25 protein-coding genes and 1 pseudogene are annotated in these 24,069 nt (G+C 40.1%); all 26 read right to left on the minus strand.

Annotated elements, in window-relative coordinates; translation table 11 throughout:
- Window positions 1–38: 38 nt before the first annotated feature.
- The 26 genes and pseudogenes from flhB to ACOAOT_RS17170 all read right to left on the minus strand — a co-directional run bounded on the left by flhB (window position 39) and on the right by ACOAOT_RS17170 (window position 23,706).
- Complete coding sequence (flhB, locus tag ACOAOT_RS17045; protein WP_420218076.1) at window positions 39–1,100, minus strand: flagellar biosynthesis protein FlhB; 1,062 nt, start codon at window positions 1,098–1,100, stop codon at window positions 39–41.
- 23 nt (window positions 1,101–1,123) lie between these two features.
- Window positions 1,124–1,885 (minus strand): flagellar biosynthetic protein FliR, encoded by a 762-nt coding sequence (gene fliR, locus ACOAOT_RS17050; protein WP_420218077.1) that lies wholly within the window; start codon window positions 1,883–1,885, stop codon window positions 1,124–1,126.
- Window positions 1,886–1,911: 26 nt separating this feature from the next.
- Window positions 1,912–2,172 (minus strand): flagellar biosynthetic protein FliQ, encoded by a 261-nt coding sequence (locus tag ACOAOT_RS17055; protein ID WP_104438788.1) that lies wholly within the window; start codon window positions 2,170–2,172, stop codon window positions 1,912–1,914.
- Between the two features lie 17 nt (window positions 2,173–2,189).
- Window positions 2,190–2,849 carry a flagellar type III secretion system pore protein FliP gene (gene fliP / locus ACOAOT_RS17060; RefSeq protein WP_104438789.1) on the minus strand — a complete coding sequence of 220 codons (660 nt, stop codon included), beginning with the start codon at window positions 2,847–2,849 and terminating at the stop codon, window positions 2,190–2,192.
- Window positions 2,850–2,859: 10 nt separating this feature from the next.
- Window positions 2,860–3,216, minus strand: a complete 357-nt coding sequence (locus ACOAOT_RS17065) for a flagellar biosynthetic protein FliO (protein ID WP_420218078.1) — start codon at window positions 3,214–3,216, stop codon at window positions 2,860–2,862.
- 17 nt (window positions 3,217–3,233) lie between these two features.
- Window positions 3,234–4,613, minus strand: coding sequence for a flagellar motor switch protein FliN (fliN, locus tag ACOAOT_RS17070; protein ID WP_420218079.1), 1,380 nt, complete (start codon window positions 4,611–4,613; stop codon window positions 3,234–3,236).
- A 50-nt stretch (window positions 4,614–4,663) separates the two neighbouring features.
- Window positions 4,664–5,110 carry a flagellar basal body rod protein FlgC gene (gene flgC / locus ACOAOT_RS17075; protein WP_420218080.1) on the minus strand — a complete coding sequence of 149 codons (447 nt, stop codon included), beginning with the start codon at window positions 5,108–5,110 and terminating at the stop codon, window positions 4,664–4,666.
- A gap of 24 nt (window positions 5,111–5,134) precedes the next feature.
- Window positions 5,135–5,494 carry a response regulator gene (locus tag ACOAOT_RS17080; protein ID WP_104438793.1) on the minus strand — a complete coding sequence of 120 codons (360 nt, stop codon included), beginning with the start codon at window positions 5,492–5,494 and terminating at the stop codon, window positions 5,135–5,137.
- 48 nt (window positions 5,495–5,542) lie between these two features.
- Window positions 5,543–6,583, minus strand: a complete 1,041-nt coding sequence (gene fliM / locus ACOAOT_RS17085; protein ID WP_420218082.1) for a flagellar motor switch protein FliM — start codon at window positions 6,581–6,583, stop codon at window positions 5,543–5,545.
- A 22-nt stretch (window positions 6,584–6,605) separates the two neighbouring features.
- Entirely contained in the window at window positions 6,606–7,394 is a 789-nt protein-coding gene (locus tag ACOAOT_RS17090; RefSeq protein WP_349674478.1) for an OmpA/MotB family protein, read from the minus strand.
- A gap of 50 nt (window positions 7,395–7,444) precedes the next feature.
- A complete protein-coding gene (locus ACOAOT_RS17095; RefSeq protein ID WP_420218083.1) occupies window positions 7,445–8,275 on the minus strand; it encodes a motility protein A in 831 nt (276 codons plus the stop codon).
- Between the two features lie 33 nt (window positions 8,276–8,308).
- Window positions 8,309–8,512 (minus strand): flagellar FlbD family protein, encoded by a 204-nt coding sequence (locus ACOAOT_RS17100; protein WP_420218084.1) that lies wholly within the window; start codon window positions 8,510–8,512, stop codon window positions 8,309–8,311.
- Between the two features lie 64 nt (window positions 8,513–8,576).
- Window positions 8,577–10,160, minus strand: a complete 1,584-nt coding sequence (locus ACOAOT_RS17105) for a flagellar hook-basal body complex protein (RefSeq protein WP_420218085.1) — start codon at window positions 10,158–10,160, stop codon at window positions 8,577–8,579.
- 80 nt (window positions 10,161–10,240) lie between these two features.
- Window positions 10,241–10,612: a TIGR02530 family flagellar biosynthesis protein gene (locus ACOAOT_RS17110; protein ID WP_420218086.1), complete on the minus strand. Its 372-nt coding sequence runs from the start codon at window positions 10,610–10,612 to the stop codon at window positions 10,241–10,243.
- Window positions 10,613–10,678: 66 nt separating this feature from the next.
- Entirely contained in the window at window positions 10,679–11,293 is a 615-nt protein-coding gene (locus ACOAOT_RS17115) for a flagellar hook assembly protein FlgD (RefSeq protein WP_420218087.1), read from the minus strand.
- Window positions 11,294–11,318: 25 nt separating this feature from the next.
- The gene (locus ACOAOT_RS17120) at window positions 11,319–12,569 is read right to left on the minus strand and encodes a flagellar hook-length control protein FliK (RefSeq protein WP_420218088.1); all 1,251 of its coding nucleotides are present in this window, start codon (window positions 12,567–12,569) and stop codon (window positions 11,319–11,321) included.
- A gap of 74 nt (window positions 12,570–12,643) precedes the next feature.
- The gene (gene fliJ, locus ACOAOT_RS17125; protein WP_420218089.1) at window positions 12,644–13,093 is read right to left on the minus strand and encodes a flagellar export protein FliJ; all 450 of its coding nucleotides are present in this window, start codon (window positions 13,091–13,093) and stop codon (window positions 12,644–12,646) included.
- 22 nt (window positions 13,094–13,115) lie between these two features.
- Window positions 13,116–14,417, minus strand: coding sequence for a flagellar protein export ATPase FliI (fliI, locus tag ACOAOT_RS17130; RefSeq protein WP_420218090.1), 1,302 nt, complete (start codon window positions 14,415–14,417; stop codon window positions 13,116–13,118).
- Window positions 14,418–14,431: 14 nt separating this feature from the next.
- The gene (locus ACOAOT_RS17135) at window positions 14,432–15,196 is read right to left on the minus strand and encodes a FliH/SctL family protein (RefSeq protein ID WP_420218091.1); all 765 of its coding nucleotides are present in this window, start codon (window positions 15,194–15,196) and stop codon (window positions 14,432–14,434) included.
- Window positions 15,189–16,193, minus strand: coding sequence for a flagellar motor switch protein FliG (gene fliG, locus ACOAOT_RS17140; RefSeq protein ID WP_420218092.1), 1,005 nt, complete (start codon window positions 16,191–16,193; stop codon window positions 15,189–15,191). The genes ACOAOT_RS17135 and fliG overlap by 8 nt, the downstream gene beginning before the upstream one ends.
- A complete protein-coding gene (gene fliF / locus ACOAOT_RS17145) occupies window positions 16,183–17,775 on the minus strand; it encodes a flagellar basal-body MS-ring/collar protein FliF (protein ID WP_420218093.1) in 1,593 nt (530 codons plus the stop codon). The genes fliG and fliF overlap by 11 nt, the downstream gene beginning before the upstream one ends.
- Window positions 17,776–17,801: 26 nt before the next feature.
- Complete coding sequence (gene fliE / locus ACOAOT_RS17150; RefSeq protein ID WP_277409059.1) at window positions 17,802–18,113, minus strand: flagellar hook-basal body complex protein FliE; 312 nt, start codon at window positions 18,111–18,113, stop codon at window positions 17,802–17,804.
- Window positions 18,114–18,130: 17 nt separating this feature from the next.
- Entirely contained in the window at window positions 18,131–18,511 is a 381-nt protein-coding gene (flgB, locus tag ACOAOT_RS17155) for a flagellar basal body rod protein FlgB (protein ID WP_420218094.1), read from the minus strand.
- Window positions 18,512–19,239: 728 nt separating this feature from the next.
- Window positions 19,240–19,812, minus strand: a pseudogene (locus tag ACOAOT_RS17160) (transposase); the annotation flags it as partial.
- Window positions 19,813–19,985: 173 nt separating this feature from the next.
- Window positions 19,986–20,543: a hypothetical protein gene (locus ACOAOT_RS17165; RefSeq protein ID WP_420218095.1), complete on the minus strand. Its 558-nt coding sequence runs from the start codon at window positions 20,541–20,543 to the stop codon at window positions 19,986–19,988.
- 1,630 nt (window positions 20,544–22,173) lie between these two features.
- Window positions 22,174–23,706 (minus strand): flagellin N-terminal helical domain-containing protein, encoded by a 1,533-nt coding sequence (locus ACOAOT_RS17170; RefSeq protein WP_420218096.1) that lies wholly within the window; start codon window positions 23,704–23,706, stop codon window positions 22,174–22,176.
- Between the last annotated feature and the right edge of the window lie 363 nt (window positions 23,707–24,069).

The following is a 24,069-nucleotide window of genomic DNA, read 5'->3' on the forward strand; positions in this document are numbered from 1 at the left end:
TTTTACACCATTTCTTTCAAGTATCTATGCCGCATTTTCTACTCTATGATCTTGTTATTCATACGGTATACGTATACCAGAATCTCAGCGACCATACCATAATATTCCGGAGGGATTGGCTCCCCCACTTTGGTACTGGCAAAAATCCCCCTTGCAAGAGGCTTGTTCTCCAGCACATAGATTCCATGTTCCTCGCCTATGGCCACAATCCTTAAAGCAAGTTCATCCTGACCCTTGGCAAGCAGAACTGGTGCATTATCTTTTTCTATATCATAACGCAGTGCTACCGCAAAGTGGGTCGGATTTCGAATAATTACATCTGCAGTAGGTACTGACTGCATCATCCTGCTGCGGGCTCTTTCTCTTTGCAGGTTCCGGATACGCCCTTTAATCTCCGGATTTCCTTCTGTCTGCTTGTATTCCTCTTTCATCTCCTGCTTTGACATCTTAATCTGGCGTTCATAATCCCACCACTGGTAGAAATAATCGAAGCCGGCGATCGCCAGGAATACAATTGATACTTTCATTACCATATCCATAATAGAATTTAAAACATAAACTGATGAATCCATTACATTCATATCAATGGTTCTGGACACTGCTCTTAAATCACCTTTTATGATCTGATACAAAATCACTGAAAGTATAATAATTTTAATTAAATTCTTAATAAGCTCTACCAGACTTTTTAAAGAGAGAAGATTTTTAATCCCTTTAATGGGGTTCAGTCTTTCAAACTTAGGTGCCATATTACTTTTTGTAAATAGAAATCCTGTCTGTACGCCTGTTCCAATCACTGCCAATGTAGTGGAAACAAGAATAATCGGTATTGCTGCTTTGGCAATGGCAATTACCATATCCCAGAAAATACTGGTTGTATAATCTGACATGGTATCTGCTAACGGAGCCAGACTGACATATTTGATCATGTAATCCCGCATGGTACGATACATGAGCGGAAATAATGCTTTCAACATCACGAAAGTTCCAAGAAGAGTGGCGATCATTACCACATCCTTACTAACAGCAACATGACCTTTTTTTCGTTCATCCTTCCGTTTTTTCGGCGAGGCCTTTTCGGTTTTTGAATCATCTGCCATTTCCGTTCATCACATCCTTTGCGCTATAAAATTCTGATCATATTTTCCACTGTCAGTAACATCTGACTGATTATAAATCCAACATAATCAGACATGGGGGAAAATAAGAATATAAGCATTAATAAACCAACCAAAACCTTCGCCTGAATGTTAACCACAAACACATTAATCTGAGGTATCACCTTCATCAGAATTCCCACCGCAATTTCTGTTATGAACTCAATTGCCATAATTGGAAAAGCAAATTTAATAGCCATTACGATACACTGGGTAAATATTTCAAGCACCGCCCACGCAACTTTTGTTCCTATGACAACTTGTCCATAAGGAACGATCTCCGACGACTGGATTAATAGTTTAAACAGAGCCAGATGACCGTCTACTGCAAAGAACAATAATATAAAATACGCATGAAAGATACTTCCCGTCACCGCAACCTGTGCGTTGCTCTGGGGATCAAATACGGTGGCCATGGAAAGTCCCATCTGAAAATCTATAATCGTTCCCGCATATGTAATAATCATGACAAACAGCTCCATAACAAAACCAATCACATACCCCATGGCAAACTCTTTGATCAGAAGAACTGCGTATTCAACGGAAGTAACTGGTTCCGGTACCTGCGCGGAAGAAAACGAATACAGCATAAGGGTAAATACCATAACCGTACCGCCCTTTACATAACCGGGTATATTCCGTCTTCCCAATATGGGATTCAGGAGAATAAAACCTGCCATCCGCATGAGAATCAGGGAGAAAAGCATCATCTGTCCTATATCCGGCATTTAACTCTTCCTTTCATCTGCTTTGCCTATCCCAGCATGGTATTAAACACATGTATGGTAAAATCACTAAGCGTCTTCATCATATTGCTGCCCATCATCAAAAGAATCAGTCCCACAACAAGTAACTTGGGCACAAAGGTAATGGTCTGTTCATGGATCTGGGTGGCTGCCTGCAGTATTGATATCAGAATACCGATGATCATACTTACCACAAGAACCGGGCCCGCCAGCTTAACGGCTGCTCCAAACATTTCGTACATCAGGCTGCTGATTGCTACGTCTGTCATAAAAATCCCTCCCGTCATTAATGAAAGCTTTTAACAAGGTTTGTAAATAATAACTCCCAGCCATTTACTGTAACAAACAATAACAGCTTAAATGGAAGTGAAATCATGGCAGGCGGAAGCATTACCATACCCATTGACATCAGTGTGCTGGAAACAACAATATCTACCAGCATAAATGGGAGGAAAATCATAAATCCAGCTGTGAACGCCCGTTTTAATTCTGATGTCATAAATGATGGAATGACAACAGTCATTGGTAAATCTTCAATGTTTTCCGCTTTTTCTGTATGGGATAAGTCTACAAACAAATTCAGAGTACTGGTTTCAGTCTGTTTCAGCATAAAACGCTTCATGGGAATCTGAGCCCGTTTTAATGCCTCCGACTGGTTGATCTCTTCTTTTATGTAAGGCTGGTAAGCCTGGGTATTAATATCTTTTATAACCGGATCCATGATAAACAAAGTTAAGAATAGCGCAATGCCTACCAAAACAATATTAGGGGGCGTTTGCTGTACACCAAGTGCATTCCTTGTAAAAGACAGGATAATAATGATTCTGGTAAAAGAAGTCATCATAACCAGTATGGACGGCAGCAGTGATATAATGGTCAGAATGAGGAAAAGTTCCAGGGTTGGCACCCTGCCTCCATTAATGTTAACTAAGGCATCTGTATTCATTCTGCTCCTCCTACAAGTCTTTCCGGTTTTTATCCGTATATTTTTTCAGAATGCTGATAAAATCAGGGTACCCGCTTCCTGTTTGAGGATTCTGGATATCCAGGCTTTGTTGAATATCCTCCTCCGTCAGTTCTGCCAGAATGTTAATCTGTGAAGAAGCGATACCAATGAGAAAATAATGACTGCCTGCGCGAACAACCGCAATCGCCTTATCCTGCCCAAGGGAAAGCCTGTCTAACATCTGCATATAATTTCCCCCGCGTTTTAATCCCATCCCTTTTCCAATACTTTTCGTAAAAATATAGCTTAAGTACAGAATGAGAATGGTGATAATAAGAACCGACAACAGACTGATCACACTGTTCATCTACAGGCACTTCCTCTCTATTCAACGTTCTTTTTGATAATCTCCGTAATACGGATACCAAAATTGTCATCAACGACTACTACGTCGCCCTTCGCAATACATCTTCCATTTACATACAGATCTACCTGCTCCCCGGCAAGTTTGTCTAAAATAACAAGAGATCCTTTTGTAAACTCAAGTATATCTTTTACCAGTTTTCTTGTTCTGCCGATTTCTACTGAAACTTCTAACGGTACTCCCATGATCAGTTCACGGTTTTCCTCCTGCTCCTCATAGCTTACCGGACCTTCAGTAAGGTTATTTTGGGGCACTGGCTTCACATTGATGGTTTTTGGCTCCGGAGCTTCTTTCTTCGGCGCATTCATCTGTGAATTCTGCATCTGCAAAATCATCTGCTGCATCTGATTAATCATCTGCTGCTGCATCTGCATCTGATTCATCATCTGCTGCACGGCGGAATTGTCAATGCCTGCTGGCTGGCTTACCATTGCCGGCGTGGAAACTGCAGGTTGAGGAGTTTGTGCTGGTGTCGGAACTGGAACTGGAGCTGGTGTCGGAGTTGGCGTTGCCGGCACTGGTTCTGAAGCCTTGCCGCCATTTAACAGCATCTCTATTTCCTCCTGAGACAGGATACCACCTGAAGATTCCTGTTTCACAGGCTCCTGTGGCTGCGGTTCTGGAGCTGAACTTCCTGAAAGAAGTTTTTCAATTTCTTCCTGAGATAAAATGCCGCCAGAGGAAGCCGGAGCGGAAGCAGGTTGTGAAACAGGTTCTGGTACCGGCGCTTCTTCCGGCTCACTGTCTCCCTGGGGAAAGAATCCCGCTACCAGTTCTTTTGCAAGTGCAGGTGGCATAACATTGATAAATTCACTGGCCATCTGATCCGCTATCTTCAGATTAAAACCAACCACAACCATTAAATCTTCATCGTGATAATATTTCTCTTTAAAATCTCCCACATCTTCAATTTCAAAAGATGTTGGTGTTGAAATATTAACTGCTTTACTTAAAAATTCGCTGAGAGCAGTCGCTGACGCCCCCATCATCTGATTCATTACTTCACAGATTGCACTGATATTTAATTCATTTAATTCAAAATCCTCTTCCGGGGTTTCCGTTCCCATCAGCATATCTACGATAACCTTAACATCATGCTTTTTCAGAAGCATAATATTACTTCCGCTAAGACCTGCAATATAAGTAATTTCCACACCCACTGCCGGTTCCAGGTTTGATATTTCAAACTCACTCTTCGTTAATACACGTACTACAGGTGTGGTGATATCAACTCTGGCATTGAGCATGGTAGATACTGCAGTGGCTGAGGCACCCAGGCTTATGTTTAGTATTTCACCTATGGCATCAATCTCAAATGCGCTAAAATTCTTCGAATCCATACAACTTTTCTCCCTTTATACTCATTTAGCCCTCTATGCCATATTTTACCTTATTTACCGATCTCCAACGCCTTGGAAGCCATCATTTTTATGGCATTAAATGCGGTTATATTGGCTTCATAGGACCGGGTTGCAGACATGCTGTCCACTGTTTCCTTTATCAGATCCACATTTGGCATCTGTACATAGCCGTTCTCATCTGCATCCGGATGTTCCGGGTCGTAAACGGATTTTAAAGGGCTGGTATCTTCCACTACCTGTGATACCTTTACTCCCCCCGCACTCTGCTGGCGGCTCTTACCTGCTGCATTCATTAAGGTTTTACGGAAATTGCTTTCAGTCTGTGCTTCAAGAACCACCATTTTTCTGCGGTACGGGCCACCGGTAGCCGTTCTGGTGGTATCGATATTCGCGATATTTTGTGATGAAATATCAAGTCTGAGACGCTGTGCTGTCATAGCAGACGCGCTGATATTCATCGAACTTAAAAACGACATTTGTACCCTCCTCAGTGAATCAGCTTAGCCGATAATTCCAGTAACTGTCTTTAAAATTCTGTCTGGTTTAAATGGCTTAACAATAAAGTCCTTTGCTCCTGATTTAATCGCTTCGATTACCATGCTTTCCTGTCCCATCGCTGAGCACATAACTACTACTGCATTGGGATCTTTTGCTTTAATTGCCTTTAACGCTTCCAGTCCATCCATATTGGGCATGGTAATGTCCATGATGATAAGATCAGGGCTGATCTCTGTAAACATCTGCACAGCCTGAGCTCCGTCAGCTGCTTCGTACAGATCGGTATATCCGTTCTTTGTCAGAGTGTCCTTAATCATCATTCTCATAAATGCTGCATCATCTACTAATAATATTTTTGCCATTTTCTACATCTCCTTTATTATCCTATAATTCTTTATGTAATCCCTGACTCAGCTTTTACTGGTCTGGTAATTTCCATTCTCAGCCTGATCATCAATTTGAGCAACCACATCGTCGATTTTAACAGCAACATTACGCTTATGAACACCCAGCTGACCTTTGAACCAGGGCTGTCCCTCTATATAAAGTTTGACGTCAGAATCTTTTGGTGTATTCAGATTGATTACATCTCCAACATGTAGATTATATACATCGTCAAGCGAAATTGAGGTGTCACCCAACTGTGCTCTAACCAGCATATCTGAAGATTTAATACTCTGCATAATCTCTCTCTTATTATCCTGGCTATTCGCCTCTTCACCCATGGCACTGTGTTTGCGCTTGTCCATGATATCAAATATATTCATGAGAAGAGATCCTGGGATACAAATATTCAATCTTCCTGAACACTCTTTCATATCTACATCTATTACAACAATAACAATGGTTTCATCCACACCAATTTCCTGAAACATACTTGGGTTTTCTTCAAGCCTGCCCAGTTGAAATTTCAGGTTGATATAGCTGGACCAGGAATCCTTTAAAGCACCGATTATATATTGAATTACTCTGTAATACAAAGCCATTTCAATTTCCGTATATGTATAAGATGCATCAACGTTAACATCAGTTCCCACGCCTCCCAGCATACGGTCAATTAAATTAAGCATCAGCGTCATACTTGCGTTAATAAGCAGGGGAGGATTTTTACTATTGTTGGGCAGTGTTACGTTAACTACAGTAAGAATATCATTATCACTAAGTGCGTTGCCAAACTCATAATACCGTTGTTCCTCAACTGTAACTACGGACAATTCGCTGGAAGTCCGAAATATGCTGCTAATCTGGGAGCCTGCTATTCTGGAATAATTGTCGAATATACTTTTTAAAATTTTCAGTCTGTCTTTCGTAAATTTCTTCGGACTGTAAAAATCATATTTCCGGTATTTTACTTCATTTTCCTTTTTCTCGATCTCGTCAATAGGCTCATCATTTCCACTTAAGGAATTGAGAAGCGCATCAATCTGACTTTGGGATAATACTTCAGCCATTTGTTTCACTCCCGCTTTTTATTTAATTGCCCGCTTTGTTCTGAATATTGTGATATACCTGGTTGTAGTATTCCTCCAGGGACTTTTCAACCGTATCATTTTTAGTGATCAAAATCTCAACACGGCGGTTTTTTGCACGTCCATCTTCGGTATCAAAGGGTGCGATAGGGCGAAACTGCCCAAAACTCATCCCAACCAGTTTTTCCGGCGAAACAGCGTTCTGGCTCTGCAGAAAGATAATAACCTCTGCGGAACGCTGTGCAGACAACATACGGTCATTACGAATGTTATTGGCTCTCTCTGGATTTCCCTGTGAGGTATGTCCCAATACCTGAACTTCCTTAATATTGTCATTGGCCTGTGCCATTGCAGCTGCAAACTCACTAAGGACGTCTTTACCTTCCTGTCTGAGAACAGAGCTGTCTCCATCAAAAAATACTTTATCACGAAATGAGATAAATGTGAAGCCGTCTCCACGCGTAATTTCGACAGAATCCTGCATATTTCGATCGTCCACTACTTTTTTCAGCATCAGATATAATTCGTCAAAATCTGTACTTTCTCCGCCTTCAGCAGGAGGGTTCCCTTTTAATTCCCCCTCACCATCTTTCGCATTGGCATCCAATACAATCTGATCTGATGACTCAACAGCACTCGGATTAAAGCTCTGAACCAGAATCTTCCATTTGTTCTGGTCAACGGAGGACATTGAATACAGAAGAACAAAAAAGCACAGCAATAATGTAACCATGTCTCCATATGTATCCATCCAGCTTCCAAGTTCTTCCGGCTTTTTATCTTTCTTTATCATTTAATCACCTGTTCCCCTGTTTAAAACAGCTTCAATAATTTTCTGGTCTATCAGGAAGATGCTTCCGTTGCAGCTCCGCCAGACCTTTTCTTTGCTATCTTATTCTGCTGAGCCTGAGAAAGATAAGATAAAAGTTTTTCTTCAAGGTATTTCGGGTTATCGCCTGCCTGAATGGACAGAACACCTTCTATTATTATCTGTTTATAAAGAAATTCCTCATCATTTCGTATACGGAGTTTTTTCGCCATAGGGCCAAAAAGTAAATGAGCCATAACACAGCCATAAAATGTAGTGATAAGAGCAACCGACATATCCTGCCCTAATGAACTTGCTCCTCCTCCGTCCATATTCATACTCTTCAGCATATTTACTAATCCTACCAGGGTACCGATCATACCAAACGCTGGTGCTACGGAAGTTCCTTTCTCATATAAGCTGACATCCTGTTCATGCCTGTCAGACATGGCGGACACTTCACTCTCCAGCATTTCCCTTATTTTCTCCGCATCCATAGCATCTACAATGAGCATAATACTCTGCTTAAGAAATGGATCTTTAATGCCATTAGCCTGCTCTTCCAGAACCAGGAGACCTTTTTTTCTCGCTGTTTTAGCCATGTCAACCATAATATCAATTACTTTTTCCGCATCATATCTTTTGGGATTCAACATAATACCAACATGCTTCGGTATTTGTGCCAATGTTTTAAGCGGATAACTTGCAATCAATGATGCTATCGTACCGCCTACAACAATAATAACACTTGACATATCTATAAAATTTCCAATTTTTTCGAACGAAATTCCACTTTTATCGAACGTAATTCCATAAACAATGAGGATAATTCCCATTATCCAGCCTACAATCAACGAAATGTCCATGAATAACCTCCAACCATCCAGGCCGCTCCCGGATTACTCTTTCCTCTTTTGTGCGCGTGCATAAATTTGAGCATTAAACTCAATTACTCGGTCTATAATTTCATCAATACTTTCCTTAACTACATAATGTTTCCCGCTTACCAGGATCACATTTGATTCCGGAATAGATTCCACCCGCTCAATCTGTAAGCAGTTTATTATGAATTCTTCATCATTCAGCCGTGTAAGTCGAATCATATATTACCTCTCCTTATGCCCGGAGAGACGGATTTAATGCCTCTCCGGATTGTTGTGGAACAAATTACCGTTTCATATTAACTAACTCTTCCAACATCTGATCAGTTACAGTGATGATTTTGGAGTTCGCCTGGAAACCTCTTTGTGTGGTAATCATGTCGGTCATTTCAGTTGCAAGGTCTACTTTGGCCATTTCCAGGTAGTTGCCCATGATACGGCCTTCGGAACCGCCGGCTTCAAATACGCTTACATTACCGGCACTGGCACCAGGAGTGTAGTAGTAGCCGGAATCTTTTTCAAGACCGCCTGTATTTTGTACACTGCCAAGAGCAATTTTGCCAATGACCATTGTAACTGCTCCAGAGGTTGTACCTACAATCGTTCCGTCCTGCTGAATTTTGTAACTGGAAAATTCACCAAGGGAATCATCTGCTTTGGAATTGTCCTGTTCTGTTTTAGAGGATGTTTTCTGTGCTGCAGCCAGAGCAGCTTGTGCCTTATCTACTGTAACTGAAGCAGCAGAGAGTTTTGCGTTTTCTGTATCAACCAGAAGTTTTGCTGCATCGCGCTCACCTAATGGTGAAAGATCCTCCAGTACTGAGAGTTTATTCTGAGCCGTTTCCCATTTAGCCTTTTCGGTATTTAATGTATCACTAGCGGTTTTATATCCTGTTGGATTTACATTTTTATCTATAGCCCGTAATGCCTTTAATGCATCATTATAGTTCTTATAAAGTGTGTCAAGGTCAGACGCGTTGGTGGCTTTTAGAGCATTTGGAGCCTGTAAATTTGCATTCAGTATAACAAGGTCATAATTTGCTTTCTCATAAGCATCTGATGCATCGTAATAATCCTGACTTTTAGTGGGATCAGCCTGCCATGCAGCATAAGCATCTTCCATTTTTTTCTTATTATTTTTAACAAGTGTTACTTGATCATCAATCTTTTTATCTTTATATATTGTATCGTAACTATTCTGAGCCGCTATATAGGCATCTTTAGCCGCCGCATATTTGGCATTCTGTGTATTATATGCAGTTTTAGCAGCATTCAAATCAGCTAACGCTTTTGTAACCTGTTCTCCATTTTGTTTGGTAGCCTGACTAGCCAAAGCCGCCTTAGTAGGCAATTGTAAAGGAATCAATGTTGCAGTATCATATTTTTGAGTATTCTGATCATAACCAAAACCGTACACATAATTACCGCTATCATCAGTCAAATAACCATTTGGATCTACCTTAAACTTACCTACTCTGGATAAATAAAGACCGCTTGACTTCACTGCATCTTCACCACTTAAAGAGAGTGGTGTTCCCAGCATAGGACCTACAATAAAGAATCCGGTTCCATCTATCATACAATCTAAACCACTTGCGGAAGGTGCCATACTTCCTGTTGAAAAATCATAAGTAATTGCACCTGTAGTTACACCATATCCAACCTGATTGGCATTTACTGCTCCGATTCCGCCGGCTTCTTTATTACCGCCTGATCCGGAGCTGCTGTTTTGATACATGGCATCTTTAAATGACATACTTCCAGCTTTAAATCCCCATGTATTTACGTTTGCAATATTATTACCGATAACATCCATCTTTGACTGATGTGCTCTTAGTCCTGCTACACCAGCGAACATTGATCTGACCATATTTTTTTCCTTTCTTTTTCAAAACTGCCGTCTCCCGATGTCAGTCAGACATACAGGCTGCGCCCCCATAAATGGTCCGGCTATAATAAAACGGCACTGTCAATATTGGTAAAAATGTTGTCTTTCATTTCATTTCCCGACATGGTTGTTACCACTGTGTTATTAGGTACATTTACAATAAACGCCCCCCGCTCACTAATAATAACAACGTCTTTTGCACCTTTTAAACGAGCTTTTTCTACAGCAGACTGTAAATCATCTAAAAAAGAAGGTGTCACTTCGATTCCACGCTGATTCACCCGTTCAGCCGCATGTTTGGAAAAGTGAATCTTTTCTTCTCCGATCCGGCTGTTAAGAACATCACTAAAGCTGCTGCCGCATTCCGAAACCGCTGCCGCACTCCGCAGCTTTAACTGCCGGACATCTTCGTATTGATTTATTTTTCCTATCATTTCAATCACCAACCGTATCATACTGGCCGATACTCATCAGCCAAATCGTTTTATGCTGACTGTCTACTATTTACCTGTAACTGTTTCGGCAGTTTTATCCTGTGTACTTTTTGTTGTATCAGTCTCAGCCGTCTTATCGGTATCCTTTGACGTATTTGTTCCAGTTGTCTTATCCGCATCCTTGGTTGTGTCTGTCTTAGTCGTATCATCAACCGGCGCATGACCCTTTTCATAAACAGACATAACACCAGAAACGGGATAGCCTGTTTTTGTGTCATCATCAAGATATAGGGTAGGGATTCCATTATAGATATCCACACGGGTAACAATTCCATTATGTTTTGTCATCTGATCATTCTTATCCAGAGCTCCAATCAAAACCGACTTTCCCATCATGGATGTTCCATAATTGATTGTGTTAACCTGGGCAAAATCGTCCATTGAGGTAGAGAAATTATCCATTGCCTGCATCATGGCAATCTGGGTCATCTGAGTCATCATCTCAGAGTTATCCATGGGACTTGACATATCCTGGTTCTGAAGCTGAGCTGCTAAAAGCTTAAAAAACCCTTCGGTGGATAATTCACTATTCTGTTTCTCTTTTACTTTAGAATCAGTATCTGTTGCAGCTGAGTTATATAGCAGGTTGCCTGTGCCGCCTACTGCATTTGTACTAGCCATCGTTTATCTCCTTATCGTAACTTACTTACTCACTCAACTCATCAGAATCCAGGTCTGAAATACCAAGTCTCAGTCTCTGGATAAAATCATCTCCAAAATCATCGGATTGATTTTGCCGGTGTTCCTGATGCTCTCTTCCATTTCCCTGATGCTCCTGATTGTTATTTAAGTAATCTGCTTGTTGTTTGTCTACGATTACATGAATCGGACGTTCTAAGTTGCTTTCCAGAATATTTCCTAATTCTCCGGCTGACTGGGACAGCATCTTTAAAGTCTTGCTTTCCGTACAGACTACAGATACACTCACCTGATCTTTGTCGTATGCAACTTTAATCAGAATCTTTCCCAGGTTATGAGGTTCCAGCTGCACTTCCAGACTTTTCCTGCCTGTTTCAATCTGAGATATGATTTTTTCTGAAAGCTTGGCATTCAGTTCTTCTAAATTTTGAACCGGTAAAGTTATATCAGCGGTTTCGGCTTTATGAACATTTAATTGAGACATATGGCCTTGTCCAATTAATTTATCCTGTAACATACCAGGGAATTTATCCTGTGTAGTATCTTCGTCAGAGAGAGCATCTTTCTCATCTGTTTTCAGCCGGTATCCTGGGCCATAAGCCTTGACTACTTTCTTCTCTGAAACGCCTGGACCATGCTCAATAAGATCCTTATCAAATCCAGGTCCCACCTGCTCACTCATTTTATAAAGTGCTTCTCCAGGTCCCTTCGTCTCTTCATTTTCTCCAGTTTTTAACGGAGCAGCAATTTCGTCCTGCACTGCCAAACCGATTTGAGAATCCGGCACTGTCTTCTTGGGCATCAGACTATTTAATGCATTGAAGTCTTCCTTTTCCTGAATCAGTTTACTATCATCCTTGGGATTCCAGTTCTTAAGCCGAAACTCCTTAAGCAGTTGAAACGAATCCACGGATTTTGTATCTCCTGAATCTTCTTTTGAATTGAGTGGATCAGGAAGTTGACCCTTTAAAGATTCCATGCCCGCAATCAGCATCTCTTTTTTCTGCTGATCCGAAAGGTCTGCTGTTTCACTGGTTTTTCCAGCCTGCTGTGCCTGTGGTACTGCCGCATTGGAGGCTGCTGTCTCCAGTTCCTTATTTATATCCTTTTTATCTTTGCTTCCAGTGTCCTTCTTCAGATCTTTTTCTCTCATCATTTTCTTAAAACCAGAAGAATTATCTACTGATTTCTCATCTGTTTTCTGAGATTTCGGCATTTGCCTGATCAAAACTTCCACACTATTTGTTTTCATCTCCATTGTTCTTCCTCCTTTCTCTTCTCTGCCATCTGGCATTATTTTTTATGGTAACTGCCGGATTTTAACCGACAGGACTACCTGCTGCTACGAACTGACATCGTATTGGAAACAAATTCTTCGATAAACAGCTCTTCACTTTTCAGTACTTCTTTGTTGTACTGATCCAGTTTTTTTTCTTTTAACTTATCTATAGAAGCCTTTTCTTTTTTTGCCTCGATTACTTCAGCCCGCTTCTGTTCTTCTTTTTTCGTAAGTTTTAAGAGTACTCCCTGTTCTGCCACAATTCTTTGCTGGATAAATGTTATATAACGTTCATATTCCCGCATGATATTGACAGTAACGCCACACTGTGTGTCTTCTCTGTAACGTATGGCAGCGCTTTGGCTCTTTTCCATCAATTCCTCAATCCGTCTCTCCTGCTGTGCAATATCTGCAAGAATCTGCGCATGTTCTGTTTTGAGATTCTCAAGCACCTGGTCTTTATAATTTAAAACAGTATTAAGAGGAAAATTGAATTTTTTCATCTTTGGCCTTCTTTCACAGAGTTTACTTTAAAATCTCTTTCATCTTTTTCAAGATTTCTTCGTAGCTGTCATTTTCATTAATACCCTGACATAAAAACTTGTTAATCTTTTCTATCTTTGCAATGGCAACATCCAGTTTCGGGTTTGTTCCCGACTTGTAAGCACCAATTGAAATTAAGTCTTCGTTTTTTTCATATAAGCTCAGAATGTCCCTGATTTCAGAGGCCATCTTTCTGTGCTCTTCCGATACAATGTTCGTCATAAGACGGGATATACTGGCACTTACATCGATTGCCGGAAAATGATTGGCATTGGCCAGTTTTCTGCTTAGTACAATGTGGCCGTCGACAATACCTCTCACCGTATCTGCTATGGGCTCATTGGTATCATCACCTTCTACAAGAACTGTATAAATTCCAGTGATGGAACCTTCTTTAAAATTGCCGCTTCGTTCCAGAAGCTTTGGAAATTCAGCATAGATGGAGGGAGTGTACCCTCTGGCTACCGGAGGTTCGCCGATTGCAAGACCAATCTCTCTTTGCGCCATGGCAAAACGGGTCAGGGAGTCCATCATAAGGAGTACATCTTTTCCCTGATTTTTAAAATACTCTGCAATGGTGGTGGCAACCAGCGGACATTTCATACGAAGCATAGCCGGCTGATCCGAAGTTGCGACGATGAGAACCGATCGTTTCATTCCTTCCGGACCTAAGTCCTTTTCAATAAACTCTCTTACCTCTCGTCCACGCTCTCCTACCAGTGCAACAACATTGATATCTGCCTTTACATTTCTGGCAATCATACCAAGCAATGTACTTTTTCCAACACCACTACCTGCAAAGATCCCGATACGCTGGCCTTTTCCAATGGTATTCATGCCATCAATTGCTTTAACTCCGAATTCCAGCGGATCTGTGATGGGAGGGCGTGTCATGGGATTGATATAAGGGTTTTCCACATAATAATACTTGGGATTCTCAAAAGGCCCTTTTCCATCCATGGGTTCTCCCTTGGCATCAATAATCCGGCCTCTTAAAAAATCTCCCACAGGTATCTTCAAACGTCTTCTTGTATTTCTTACAAAGCTTCCAGCTGCAATTCCGCTCATGTTTTCATAAGCCATAAGCTGAATCTTATCATCTTTAAAGCCAACTACTTCTACAGGAATCTGTTCTTTCCTGTCTTCATTGTAAATATAAGCAATATCTCCAATGCTGGCCTTTCCTCCGGAGGCTTCCATAGACATACCGACAATATTTTCAATCTTGCCAATATGGTCTATGGTCTCTGTTTTCATGATTAAGTCCGTTAAATCTTTGAACATACGGATTCCTCCTGCTACAGTCTTGCGTTATTAAGAATTCCCTTAATGTTTTCAATCTGGGTATTTACGCTGACATCAATAATTTCTTCCGGAAGTTCAATAATGCATGTTCCTTCTTCTGAATGATCCATAGAAATTATTTTAATATTTCCGGATATATGAGAAAGCTCATTTAACAACCCCACATCTCCCTGAATCATCATTCCGGCATCCTTTTGTGATACGTAGATCTTCACCCATTGAGTCTTTTTTAGTTTTCCTGCAGCAGCGACTATCATTCTTTTAATAATCTCACCGCTTGATTTTAAGCTGGTCTGAATCACCTTTTCGGCTATGGTCAGGGTGACTCGTTTCAAATCATCAATATAGGTTTCCAGAATCCTGTTTTTCTCTTCTGTAACACTTTCTACGGTAGATTTAATGGTTTCACGGAATTCTTTCATATGTAAATCAAGTTCTGCCTTATGCTCTTCGTACGCAGCTGCATGTCCTTCCTGCAGACCGGCTTCATAGCCCTCCTGATAACCAGTCTCTCTGGCCTCTGCAAGAATTTTTTCAGCTTCTTCTCTTGCCTGATTTACAATTTCCTGTGCCCGACTCGAAGCCTTATCAAGAATCTCCGCAACCGGAGAATATTCATCTTCTTCATCCGGCTGAAACTGTTCTTCCTCCACGGATCTGGTTGAGTCCTTTTTTACAACAATATCTTCAAATTTCTTTTTAAAACCATATTCCAGAACCCGATTTGCAGCCTCAGGACTTTTGATAATATTAGGCAATGATATCATCCTTTCCGCCCTTGCTGATGATCAGTTCGCCTTCTTCTTCCAGACGCCTGATAATAGCAACGATTCTCTGCTGTGCTTCTTCTACATCTTTCAGACGAACATTAACTGTAACTTCCATATCAGACTGAATGCTTTCTTTCATACGGGTTGACATATTGTTGAAAATAACATCTGTAATCTGCTTATTGGCATTCTTAAGCGCATAAACCATGTCCTTCATATCGCATTCGCGGATAAAACGCTGAATGGATCTGTCGTCCATCGTAATGATATCTTCGAAAACAAACATCTTTTTGCGGATGGTATCGGCCAGTTCTGCATCTTTTCTTCCCAACTCGTCGAAGATAAGTTTTTCGTTTCCTCTGTCCATATGGTTCATTACATTTGCTATGTAATCGATACCGCCAACGGTTGTATAATCCGTTGTAAGGATACCGGAGAACTTCTTCTTTATCTCATTCTCCACGATCTTAATGGCCTCCGGAGATGCACTTTCCATTCTGGCAATTGATTCTACAACCTGAAGGCGCTTCTCTGGAGAAAGCTCAGAGATCAGCTGGGCTGTCATCTCTTCATTAGTATAGGATAATACAAGCGCAATGGTCTGTGCTCTCTCATGCTGAAGAATTGAGAAAAGATTCTTGGAATCACTCTTCCGGATAAAGCCAAAGGATCTGGATTTAAGGGACTGGGTGACTTTCTGAAGCAGACTGTTGGCAGTACTCTCTCCAAATGCCTTTTCCAAAACAGTTCTTGCATATTCCAGACCACCGTCTGTTACCACCTTCTGAGTTAAACAGGTTTTATAAAACTCATCCAGTATGGCCTGTGTGGTCTCAGAAGGAACATGTCCCAGTTTTGCAACTTCGACTGTTAATTTCTCAATTTCCTCTTCACTCAGATACTTATATATTTTGGAAGCCTTATCCACGCCGAGTGAAACAATAACTGTTGCCGCTTTTTGCTCCGGCGTTATATTAGTCGTCATTATTGTTTCCTCCATTTAACCAGGTCTTTAATAGCTGTGCTGATATCTCCGGATTCTGCTCTGCAAATTCCCGTACACTTTCACGCAGTTCGGCTCCTCTGTCTTCTTCCGGAGCAAGTATTTCAATCTCCCGATCTTCCTTAGACGGCATATTGGGAAGAACCGGTACGTCTTCCTGACTGTCTTCCAGTTCATCTGCAAGAGCCCTCTTCTTTCTTCTGCGACGTACGATCAGTACAATCATAAGTATAAGAAGAAGTACTCCGGCCAACGCTCCAATAAGTATCCACTGGTTAATCAGAATACCATTGGTACTTGCCTCAGCTGGCTTATCCGGCTCTTTTGGAACTTCAATGGTATAGAATGGGGCTGCCACTGCTGTAATTTTTTCAGCCCGGTCTGCCTGAGCAATTCCTGCGGCATTTCCAGCAAGATTACGGATATCATCAATGGAAAGCGATCCAAAGTCACTGCCATTAACTACAACTGAAACAGTAAGGTTCTCTATACTTCCCGGATTAACCTGTCCCTGTTCCTTTATCTGATTTAATAAGTACTTTCTATTTAAGCTGTTAGATGCATATGCACTATCTGTATTTTGTCCGCCAGCATTATACTGTGGTATATCAGCATTGGCTTCTGATCCGGCGACCCCTGATGCTGTCTGGGCATTACCGGAATATTCTTTGGAAATGGATTCCTCAGAAGTAAGACCGGTTTTATCCTTCTCATCGATCTTTTCCGGTGTATTGTAAACAATACTTTCCCTGATCAGCTTTTCCATATTCACAGTGCCTTTTACAGATACACGTACGTTGCCGTTTCCATAAATAGGTCCCAGTACATTAATTACCTTAGCCGTGATCTGGTCTTCAATGAGCTTTGCTATCTCATCTGCAGCTTTTCCTGAATTTGTATCAGTATCGCCAGCGTTAGTTGATACCTGACGACCATTGCCGTCAAAGACAGATACATTATCTATTACCATTCCTGGAATACTTCTTGATATTAAAAGCTGAATGGAATTCGCCTGCTCTTCGGTCGGCGATCCCCCATCCTTCATAACGACAACAGCCTGGGCACTCGCTTCCTTCGCGCTATCTTCGGACAGTGCATATTTAGAAGTTTCTCCCAGGGCTATGGTTACGTATGCCTCTTTTACTCCATCAAAAATCTGAATCGTAGATCCAATTCTTGTTTCCAGATCATACAGCTTAAATGTCTGTCGATCTGTATCTGTAGTCATAAGATTAACATTGTTTTTGAAAACGTCATATGTAAAACCGCTTTTGGGATATCCTTCTGATACCAGCTTGGCTCTTGTGGTGTCCATCTGCTCTGTAGGCACCTTAATGTCACCATTATCATACTGATAATCTATATTGTCTTCCTGCAGTTTTCCAATAATCTGTTTTGCTTCTTCACTACTCACCCCGGTAAACATAACTTCATACGGTTTCTGCCGCATGGACATTGCTGCAAAGACAGCTCCGCCTATAACCAGTACGCCAATCACTGACGCAATAATTATCTTTTTCGTCTTATCACTTAGTTTACCTAATAAATCTTTAATTTTTTCCATCGCGTACGTCCGCCCTGTTATCTGTTTTAAATACTAATACGAATAATTTCCGTATAAGCTTCCAATGCCTTATTTCTAAGCGCTGATAAAAGTTCTACGGATAACTGGGCCTTTGCCGCTGCAGCTGGCACGGTATGTGCATCATCAATCTGCCCTGTCGCCAAAAGGTACTGCTGATTGCTTAAGTCTGCTTCCGTTGTTTTCACATTCTGAACTGCCTCTTTGAAAATATCTGAAAATGCAGATCCTCCGTTTTGTCCTGATACAACCTTCTTAGCTGCTCCTATATCCCCAATGGAGTCCAATGAGCGAATGGGCGTTATGAACATCTGTTCCATCTTATATGCCTCCCGTTTTAACCTTTAATAATTGTACGTAGTCTGCTGATATCACTGTTTAACGAATTCAGTTCGTACTGATACTGCAGTGTAGTCCTTGCAAGTTCCACGTTCTCTACATCCACATTGACATTGTTGCCGTCTAATCTTGCAGATTCCTCTTTTGTATTTCGCACAAAATATCTTGAGTTACTGATAGCTTTTCCGATATCTGCCGAAGTACCTTTCCTCGCTGACGCGAGCCGGTTGCGAAATTCATCTTCGAATTTCACATATTTGGCCTTATAGCCCGGAGTTTCCCCATTCGCGATATTATTAAGCGTGGTCGTCTGCTTCGCCCACAAATAATCCAGAGATTTTTCCGCCATGGAAATGCTGTTTCCAAAAATAGAATTCATCGGATCTGTTCCTCACTTTCATTTCTTCCGGCAATATGCCATTATGACGTATTCGGACTGTTACAAAATGGAAAAAATAGTTAAATTTTAACAGTCAAATGCAAATTCTTACATTTTTTGTAATTTTCTTACTCCATTTTACATTTTATTACAAATATTGTCAAGAAAGTTCTTTTGAATCGACACTGGATTTAATGGCAAAAAAATGGAAAAACGTTAAAAACGCCGTATTTACAAGGTTTCCAGGTCATTAGAGAGCAAAATTTTACCATATTTTTTATTTGGGTTGGGTAATTCTGGGTTAAATTTTTGGCAATTTCTGTGTATTTTTTACGTTTTTCAGTTACTTATTATTTATAAATAACATTGCTTATTTCTTATATGTAACGTTTTTGTTTAGATATAACCTTTATTTTACCTGTATTATAAATCTTACAAATTAAATAAGTAAAAATGGAAATTATAAAAATAAAGTAAAATTAATCTATAAAAGCAACCTATCTCTGTTTAAAAGAAATAGATTGCTTATTGTTACTGATCAGTTGAGTTGTCGTAGTCGTGCTCATTTTACTGTCATCAAACTGTTTTAGATTTCTTTTTGTGGGCTCTGCCCACACCCGACCTCTGGAATTATTAGGGAAAAATCGGGTATACTATAAGTACCGACGGAATAAGGTAATAATTATTGTGGTCAGACAGTTGTGGAAAACTGTCTGACCGGTTTTTCTTTATAGATATTCATTCAATCGTTCTGGATACAACAGCTTCAACTGGCTTAGTACCAAATCCCAGTTTCGATACCTTTGTGTCCATTTCTTTTTAACATTCTGACTTGCCAAAACAACATTTTTTCCAGAGAGTTGTCGCTGGGAAAACTACTTTTGGCTTTTGTCACTTTACGAAATTGGCGGTTAACGCCTTTGATGATATTTGTGGTATACATGATCCTTCGGATATCATCGTTAAATCCGAAAAACGGGCGTACTACTTCCAAGTTTTGTTCCCAGTTGGAGATTGCAAAAGGATATTTCCTGCCCCAAATTTCTTTCAAATTCTCTGGTTCAGAAAGAGCAAGGTCCTCTGTTGGTGTATTTCAGGTAAAATTTGTCTGTAATTTTACTGACCATATCTGCAGACAGTTCGATCCCATACAAATCATAAAGCTGGTCATAAATATCCCTGGTAGACAGTCCTCTTGTATAAAGAGAAATGACCTGTTCTTCAATACCAGAAATGTCACGTTGATATTTGGGGACGATCTGGGGTTCAAATTCTCCATTTCTATCTCTTGGAATATCCAGAGTTAAATAAGGAGTAGATATCCCCGACACTTTTAATGTCGTTGTCTGTGATGATTTGTTGTAACTGTTCTTAGCAATTGCCATAGAAAAAGCTCCCTTCTGAAAATGAATTATTTATCTAATTCATTCCCAGAAAGAAGCCATTTATTTCCAGAGACACAAAATTTATTACACTACTTTCCGTTATAATTGCATGATACACTTACGCTGTATGTCTTCCAACCACCAAGATTTCTATTTACTCTACAACTATATTTAGCTGTCGCCTTTGAAGTTCCTTCACCAGAAGTGGTTGTTCCGTAGTCTTCTACATCACTTACCCCACCACCTTGATTAAATGATCCTGATGATTCAGATACATACACTGTCTTTTCTGCGCTATCACAATCAAATACTGCTGTTACTTTTACTGACCCTGTAGCCCCATAGCTTTTAGTATTAGTACGTGTTACTGATCTAGACGCTCTTAATAAGCCAAAATTATGCTGTATATAAGTTCTTTCCACATAAGGTGTACCATCTTCTTCAGTACCCCAAACTTCAGAAACAAGACTTCCATTGGAGAAATCTGGTCCTTTATCTTCCATTCGGAGCTGTGCCATGGCTGCATTACTTGTCATCGGAACATTATTTATGGCGTGTAAATTATCAGCCATTGCCTGTGGAGCAGTTACCGTACTGACAGTTAATGTCATTAATAATAATGTAGTCCATTTTTTAATTCTTCTCATACTTAATCCCCTTTATCTATAGTGTAAATTAATAGGTTACAATTATATTATAAATTATTAATCTAAATATTCAACTAAATCTCGTCGACATAATCCGACATGTATAATTTAAAACTATGTATACTTAAATCTTATCAGAACTAGAGCTGGTTACATATTAACTCTGCATTATAACTACTTGGTTAAATGTAGAAGCTAATGACCTTTTGATGCATGATATCGCAGAAATGTCCGAATCAGTTCTTCGTAAAAATCTTTTAATTTTGATGATCTATAGTAATCATCCTCATGAAAAGCCAGAAGAGTATCATAATCAAGCTGTCCTATACTGGTTAATCCCTTCTCCGGAAGGTAGAGCATAATTACCAGAAATATTTATAGTACGGCATTGCATTGTGGGTGGCATCAAGAAGTACCTTGGTTACATTGAAATCAGGAAGGATGTTCCTCATGCGGAAAGATGGTAACCAAGATAAAAGCAATCCCTTGAGGAATCCCAACCCATGTCACAATCAGGCTGAGAAAAAACGGTCATAGCTGCAGTTATTAATCCCTTTCTAAGACAGTGACAGACACGGTATTTCCGCTCCCTTGCCGAGGTAACAACAGGAGTACCATTACCTGCAAGAGTTTGCTTATGAGGATTGATGAGTTTTTTATGGATTGAGATATCCAGAAATTCATATTAAGAAGCTGTAAAAGATGACCATAAGGTTGTTGGTCAAGGGAAAAGGTTGTTTCCTCCAACTCTTTAAAAAGTTGTTAAATAGTCAGCTTTTCAATGGGATCATCTTTCTCACCTTTCTTTTTACGCTTCTTTTTAGAAGTCTCCAAAGGGCGCAGGTGAGAATAAGGGGTGTCGTCATTAGTATTCCAGATTCAGTTAAAGAAGTCATAAAAAGTATCAACGCCTGGGGTGTCACCAACTTGAAAAACACTGAGTAGTGCATAAATGAGATTGATTTTAAGCTGTGCAGCCCAGTCAGTAATGGAAGTAACTTTAAAATCAATAAATACGAATCAACATGAGAAAGGTCAAGGCTCAAGAAATGATATCCTAAGTAGAACGAGCAATGGAATCAGGTCTAAGATAATATTTACAGAACATTTCAACAACAAAGTTCTGACAGGCAGAATGACCGCCAGAATTTACAAGTAACATAAAAATGATCTGCAATCGATAAATATCTTATAAAGAAGGCGCGAAGCGCCATATACTTTTAATGAAACTGTCAAGCGTTTTGCTCAAAAAGTGGGGCACTTTAATAATAAAGTAATCTAAAAGCCTATTTATATATTAGTAGGAGTTAATTAATTACCATTTTTAAAGCTCAGATGAAATGACTCCTTGTTTTGGAGCACTTACGAAAAAATGTTGTATTTGACAGGCCTGTGATCTGATGCTCCACTATAGTGACGACCTACGGTTGGCGCATATGATGAAAATATCGTTGTCTGCGATGATTTGCTGTAACTGTTCTTTAGCGATTGCCATAGAAAAAGCTCCCTTCTGAAAATGAATTATTTATCTAATTCATTCCCAGAAAGAAGCCATTTATTTCCAGAGACACAAAATTTAATACACTACTTTGGGAGACCTGATAGTATATATTTGTTGATTATATATTGATTACTTTAATAACTGAAGAACACCCTGTGGAGTCTGATTTGCCTGAGCAAGCATAGACTGAGATGCCTGTACCAGGATATTATTCTTGGTATAGTTCATCATTTCCTTAGCCATATCTACGTCACGAATACGGCTTTCAGCTGCTGTCATGTTCTCACTAGTAACACCAAGGTTGTTAATTGTATGCTCGAGTCTATTCTGAAGCGCACCAAGATCACCACGCGTGGAGGAAACTGTGTTGATAGCATCCTTAATCAGGCTAACTGCATCTTTAGCGCCCTGCTGAGTACTAATATCAATTCCTGCAATTCCAAGATTCTTAGTATTCATACTGGAAATACTTACTTTCATCTGATTAAAACTATCTGCTGTATCACCGATCTGGAGAGTAAGTCCTCCCTTTGCTACTGACTTAGCATCGGCTTTTGCAATAATAATGTTAGTACCATTTGAAGAAGCATTTACTCCATATTCCTTTAACTGAGCTGCAATCTGAGCTGCTGAATCTTTATTTAATGCATTATTAGCAGGAACAGGGTCAGTTCCAGACTGATCAATATAAAGCGCCTTTGCTCCAGACTCTGCAGTTTTACCTCTTGTAAGAATCTGATATTTTGTTCCATCGATATTTAAGAAGTTATTCTTGGTAACATCTGCCGCTACGGTAGCACCAGCAACTGTAAATGTATCATCTTTTCCTTCTTGAAGGGTACTGATAGTCATATCAGCAGGAGCAGCTACACCATCTGTCTGTCTCGCGGTAATGATCTGTGTTTGATCTGCACCATTCTCTTTTGATTCAATAGTAAGTACACCGCCCGCTGTTGTTGTAACGTTATAATTATCACCAAATAATTTTGTTATTTCAGTGGCAGCCTTAGTAGCATTATCACCGGCATCTGCAGCTGCAGCAGTTGTGAATTTAAACTCCGCTTCCTTTACCTTACCTTCTTTATCAAGATATTTAAGATTTATAGTCTGCTCTGTACTATTAGCACCAGCACTAAAAGTTATAGATTGTTTAAACGTCTGACCATTATTAGCTACTAAATCTGTTGGAACTCCATTATCTGTAATTGTACTAACTTTGGTCGCACCTTCTTTTGTTGCTAAAGAACCATCCAACAGGTTAATTCCGTTGAAATTTGTTCCTTCAGAAATACGATCAATTTCGCTCTTTAAAGAGTTAACTTCTTTCTGGATATTTTCACGGTCAACAGCATCCTGCTGAGTTCCGTTAGCAGACTGATCAGCCAGCTCAACCATACGGTTTAACATGGAGTGAACTTCTGTTAAAGCACCTTCAGCTGTCTGAACTAAAGAGATACCATCGTTTGCGTTCTTGGAAGCTGTCTCAAGACCTGTGATCTGTGCTCTCATCTTCTCAGAAATAGCAAGACCAGCTGCATCATCACCTGCGCGGTTGATTCTGTAACCGGAAGATAATTTCTCAAGGTTCTTAGATACGGTGTTATTGTTGCTTCCTAACTGTCTGTAAGAGTTTAAAGCTGCGATATTGTGCTGAATTCTCATGTGTTTTTCCTCCTTGAATATGTATCAGGGAAATCCTTTTCCCTGTATGATAGGACGCTTTCTGGTTTCCAGATAAGCGTTAAGATGTTTGAAACCTCAGCGGGGTACCAGCCGCTTAGCGGGTTTCGTGAAAACTTGACACTTGTGTCTTTAAGAAGCCTGTCCAATGAATTACCACCGCAAAATCAGGTTAAAACCGCTTTGCACAAGTAATTTATTATCATCTTCCTTTCACATACTTTATCGAGTCGGCGGCTTAAAAAGTTAAGTCATTTTTTGTAAATTTTTAAATATTTTTTGCAAGAATCAAAAAACCCGAACAGCAGCCATATAATAAAGTGATACCTGCATACCTTGCAGCGT

It is taken from the genome of Lacrimispora struthionigena, from assembly GCF_048627165.1.
Taxonomy (GTDB): domain Bacteria; phylum Bacillota; class Clostridia; order Lachnospirales; family Lachnospiraceae; genus Lacrimispora.

What these genes read in the sequence shown, in the direction of transcription:
- ACOAOT_RS17105 (WP_420218085.1), bottom strand. Translation starts at nt 10,160, where the DNA reads ATGGTCAGATCAATGTTCGCTGGTGTAGCAGGACTAAGAGCACATCAG.
- ACOAOT_RS17100 (WP_420218084.1), bottom strand. Translation starts at nt 8,512, where the DNA reads ATGATTCGACTTACACGGCTGAATGATGAAGAATTCATAATAAACTGC.
- fliR (WP_420218077.1), bottom strand. Translation starts at nt 1,885, where the DNA reads ATGCCGGATATAGGACAGATGATGCTTTTCTCCCTGATTCTCATGCGG.
- ACOAOT_RS17095 (WP_420218083.1), bottom strand. Translation starts at nt 8,275, where the DNA reads ATGGACATTTCGTTGATTGTAGGCTGGATAATGGGAATTATCCTCATT.
- fliI (WP_420218090.1), bottom strand. Translation starts at nt 14,417, where the DNA reads ATGTTCAAAGATTTAACGGACTTAATCATGAAAACAGAGACCATAGAC.
- ACOAOT_RS17080 (WP_104438793.1), bottom strand. Translation starts at nt 5,494, where the DNA reads ATGGCAAAAATATTATTAGTAGATGATGCAGCATTTATGAGAATGATG.
- ACOAOT_RS17055 (WP_104438788.1), bottom strand. Translation starts at nt 2,172, where the DNA reads ATGACAGACGTAGCAATCAGCAGCCTGATGTACGAAATGTTTGGAGCA.
- ACOAOT_RS17090 (WP_349674478.1), bottom strand. Translation starts at nt 7,394, where the DNA reads ATGATAAAGAAAGATAAAAAGCCGGAAGAACTTGGAAGCTGGATGGAT.
- ACOAOT_RS17120 (WP_420218088.1), bottom strand. Translation starts at nt 12,569, where the DNA reads ATGGAGATGAAAACAAATAGTGTGGAAGTTTTGATCAGGCAAATGCCG.
- flhB (WP_420218076.1), bottom strand. Translation starts at nt 1,100, where the DNA reads ATGGCAGATGATTCAAAAACCGAAAAGGCCTCGCCGAAAAAACGGAAG.
- flgC (WP_420218080.1), bottom strand. Translation starts at nt 5,110, where the DNA reads ATGTCGTTTTTAAGTTCGATGAATATCAGCGCGTCTGCTATGACAGCA.
- fliG (WP_420218092.1), bottom strand. Translation starts at nt 16,193, where the DNA reads ATGACGACTAATATAACGCCGGAGCAAAAAGCGGCAACAGTTATTGTT.
- ACOAOT_RS17170 (WP_420218096.1), bottom strand. Translation starts at nt 23,706, where the DNA reads ATGAGAATTCAGCACAATATCGCAGCTTTAAACTCTTACAGACAGTTA.
- ACOAOT_RS17110 (WP_420218086.1), bottom strand. Translation starts at nt 10,612, where the DNA reads ATGATAGGAAAAATAAATCAATACGAAGATGTCCGGCAGTTAAAGCTG.
- ACOAOT_RS17115 (WP_420218087.1), bottom strand. Translation starts at nt 11,293, where the DNA reads ATGGCTAGTACAAATGCAGTAGGCGGCACAGGCAACCTGCTATATAAC.
- fliF (WP_420218093.1), bottom strand. Translation starts at nt 17,775, where the DNA reads ATGGAAAAAATTAAAGATTTATTAGGTAAACTAAGTGATAAGACGAAA.
- fliJ (WP_420218089.1), bottom strand. Translation starts at nt 13,093, where the DNA reads ATGAAAAAATTCAATTTTCCTCTTAATACTGTTTTAAATTATAAAGAC.
- fliN (WP_420218079.1), bottom strand. Translation starts at nt 4,613, where the DNA reads ATGGATTCGAAGAATTTTAGCGCATTTGAGATTGATGCCATAGGTGAA.
- fliE (WP_277409059.1), bottom strand. Translation starts at nt 18,113, where the DNA reads ATGGAACAGATGTTCATAACGCCCATTCGCTCATTGGACTCCATTGGG.
- flgB (WP_420218094.1), bottom strand. Translation starts at nt 18,511, where the DNA reads ATGAATTCTATTTTTGGAAACAGCATTTCCATGGCGGAAAAATCTCTG.
- fliM (WP_420218082.1), bottom strand. Translation starts at nt 6,583, where the DNA reads ATGGCTGAAGTATTATCCCAAAGTCAGATTGATGCGCTTCTCAATTCC.
- fliP (WP_104438789.1), bottom strand. Translation starts at nt 2,849, where the DNA reads ATGAATACAGATGCCTTAGTTAACATTAATGGAGGCAGGGTGCCAACC.
- ACOAOT_RS17165 (WP_420218095.1), bottom strand. Translation starts at nt 20,543, where the DNA reads ATGAGAAGAATTAAAAAATGGACTACATTATTATTAATGACATTAACT.
- ACOAOT_RS17065 (WP_420218078.1), bottom strand. Translation starts at nt 3,216, where the DNA reads ATGAACAGTGTGATCAGTCTGTTGTCGGTTCTTATTATCACCATTCTC.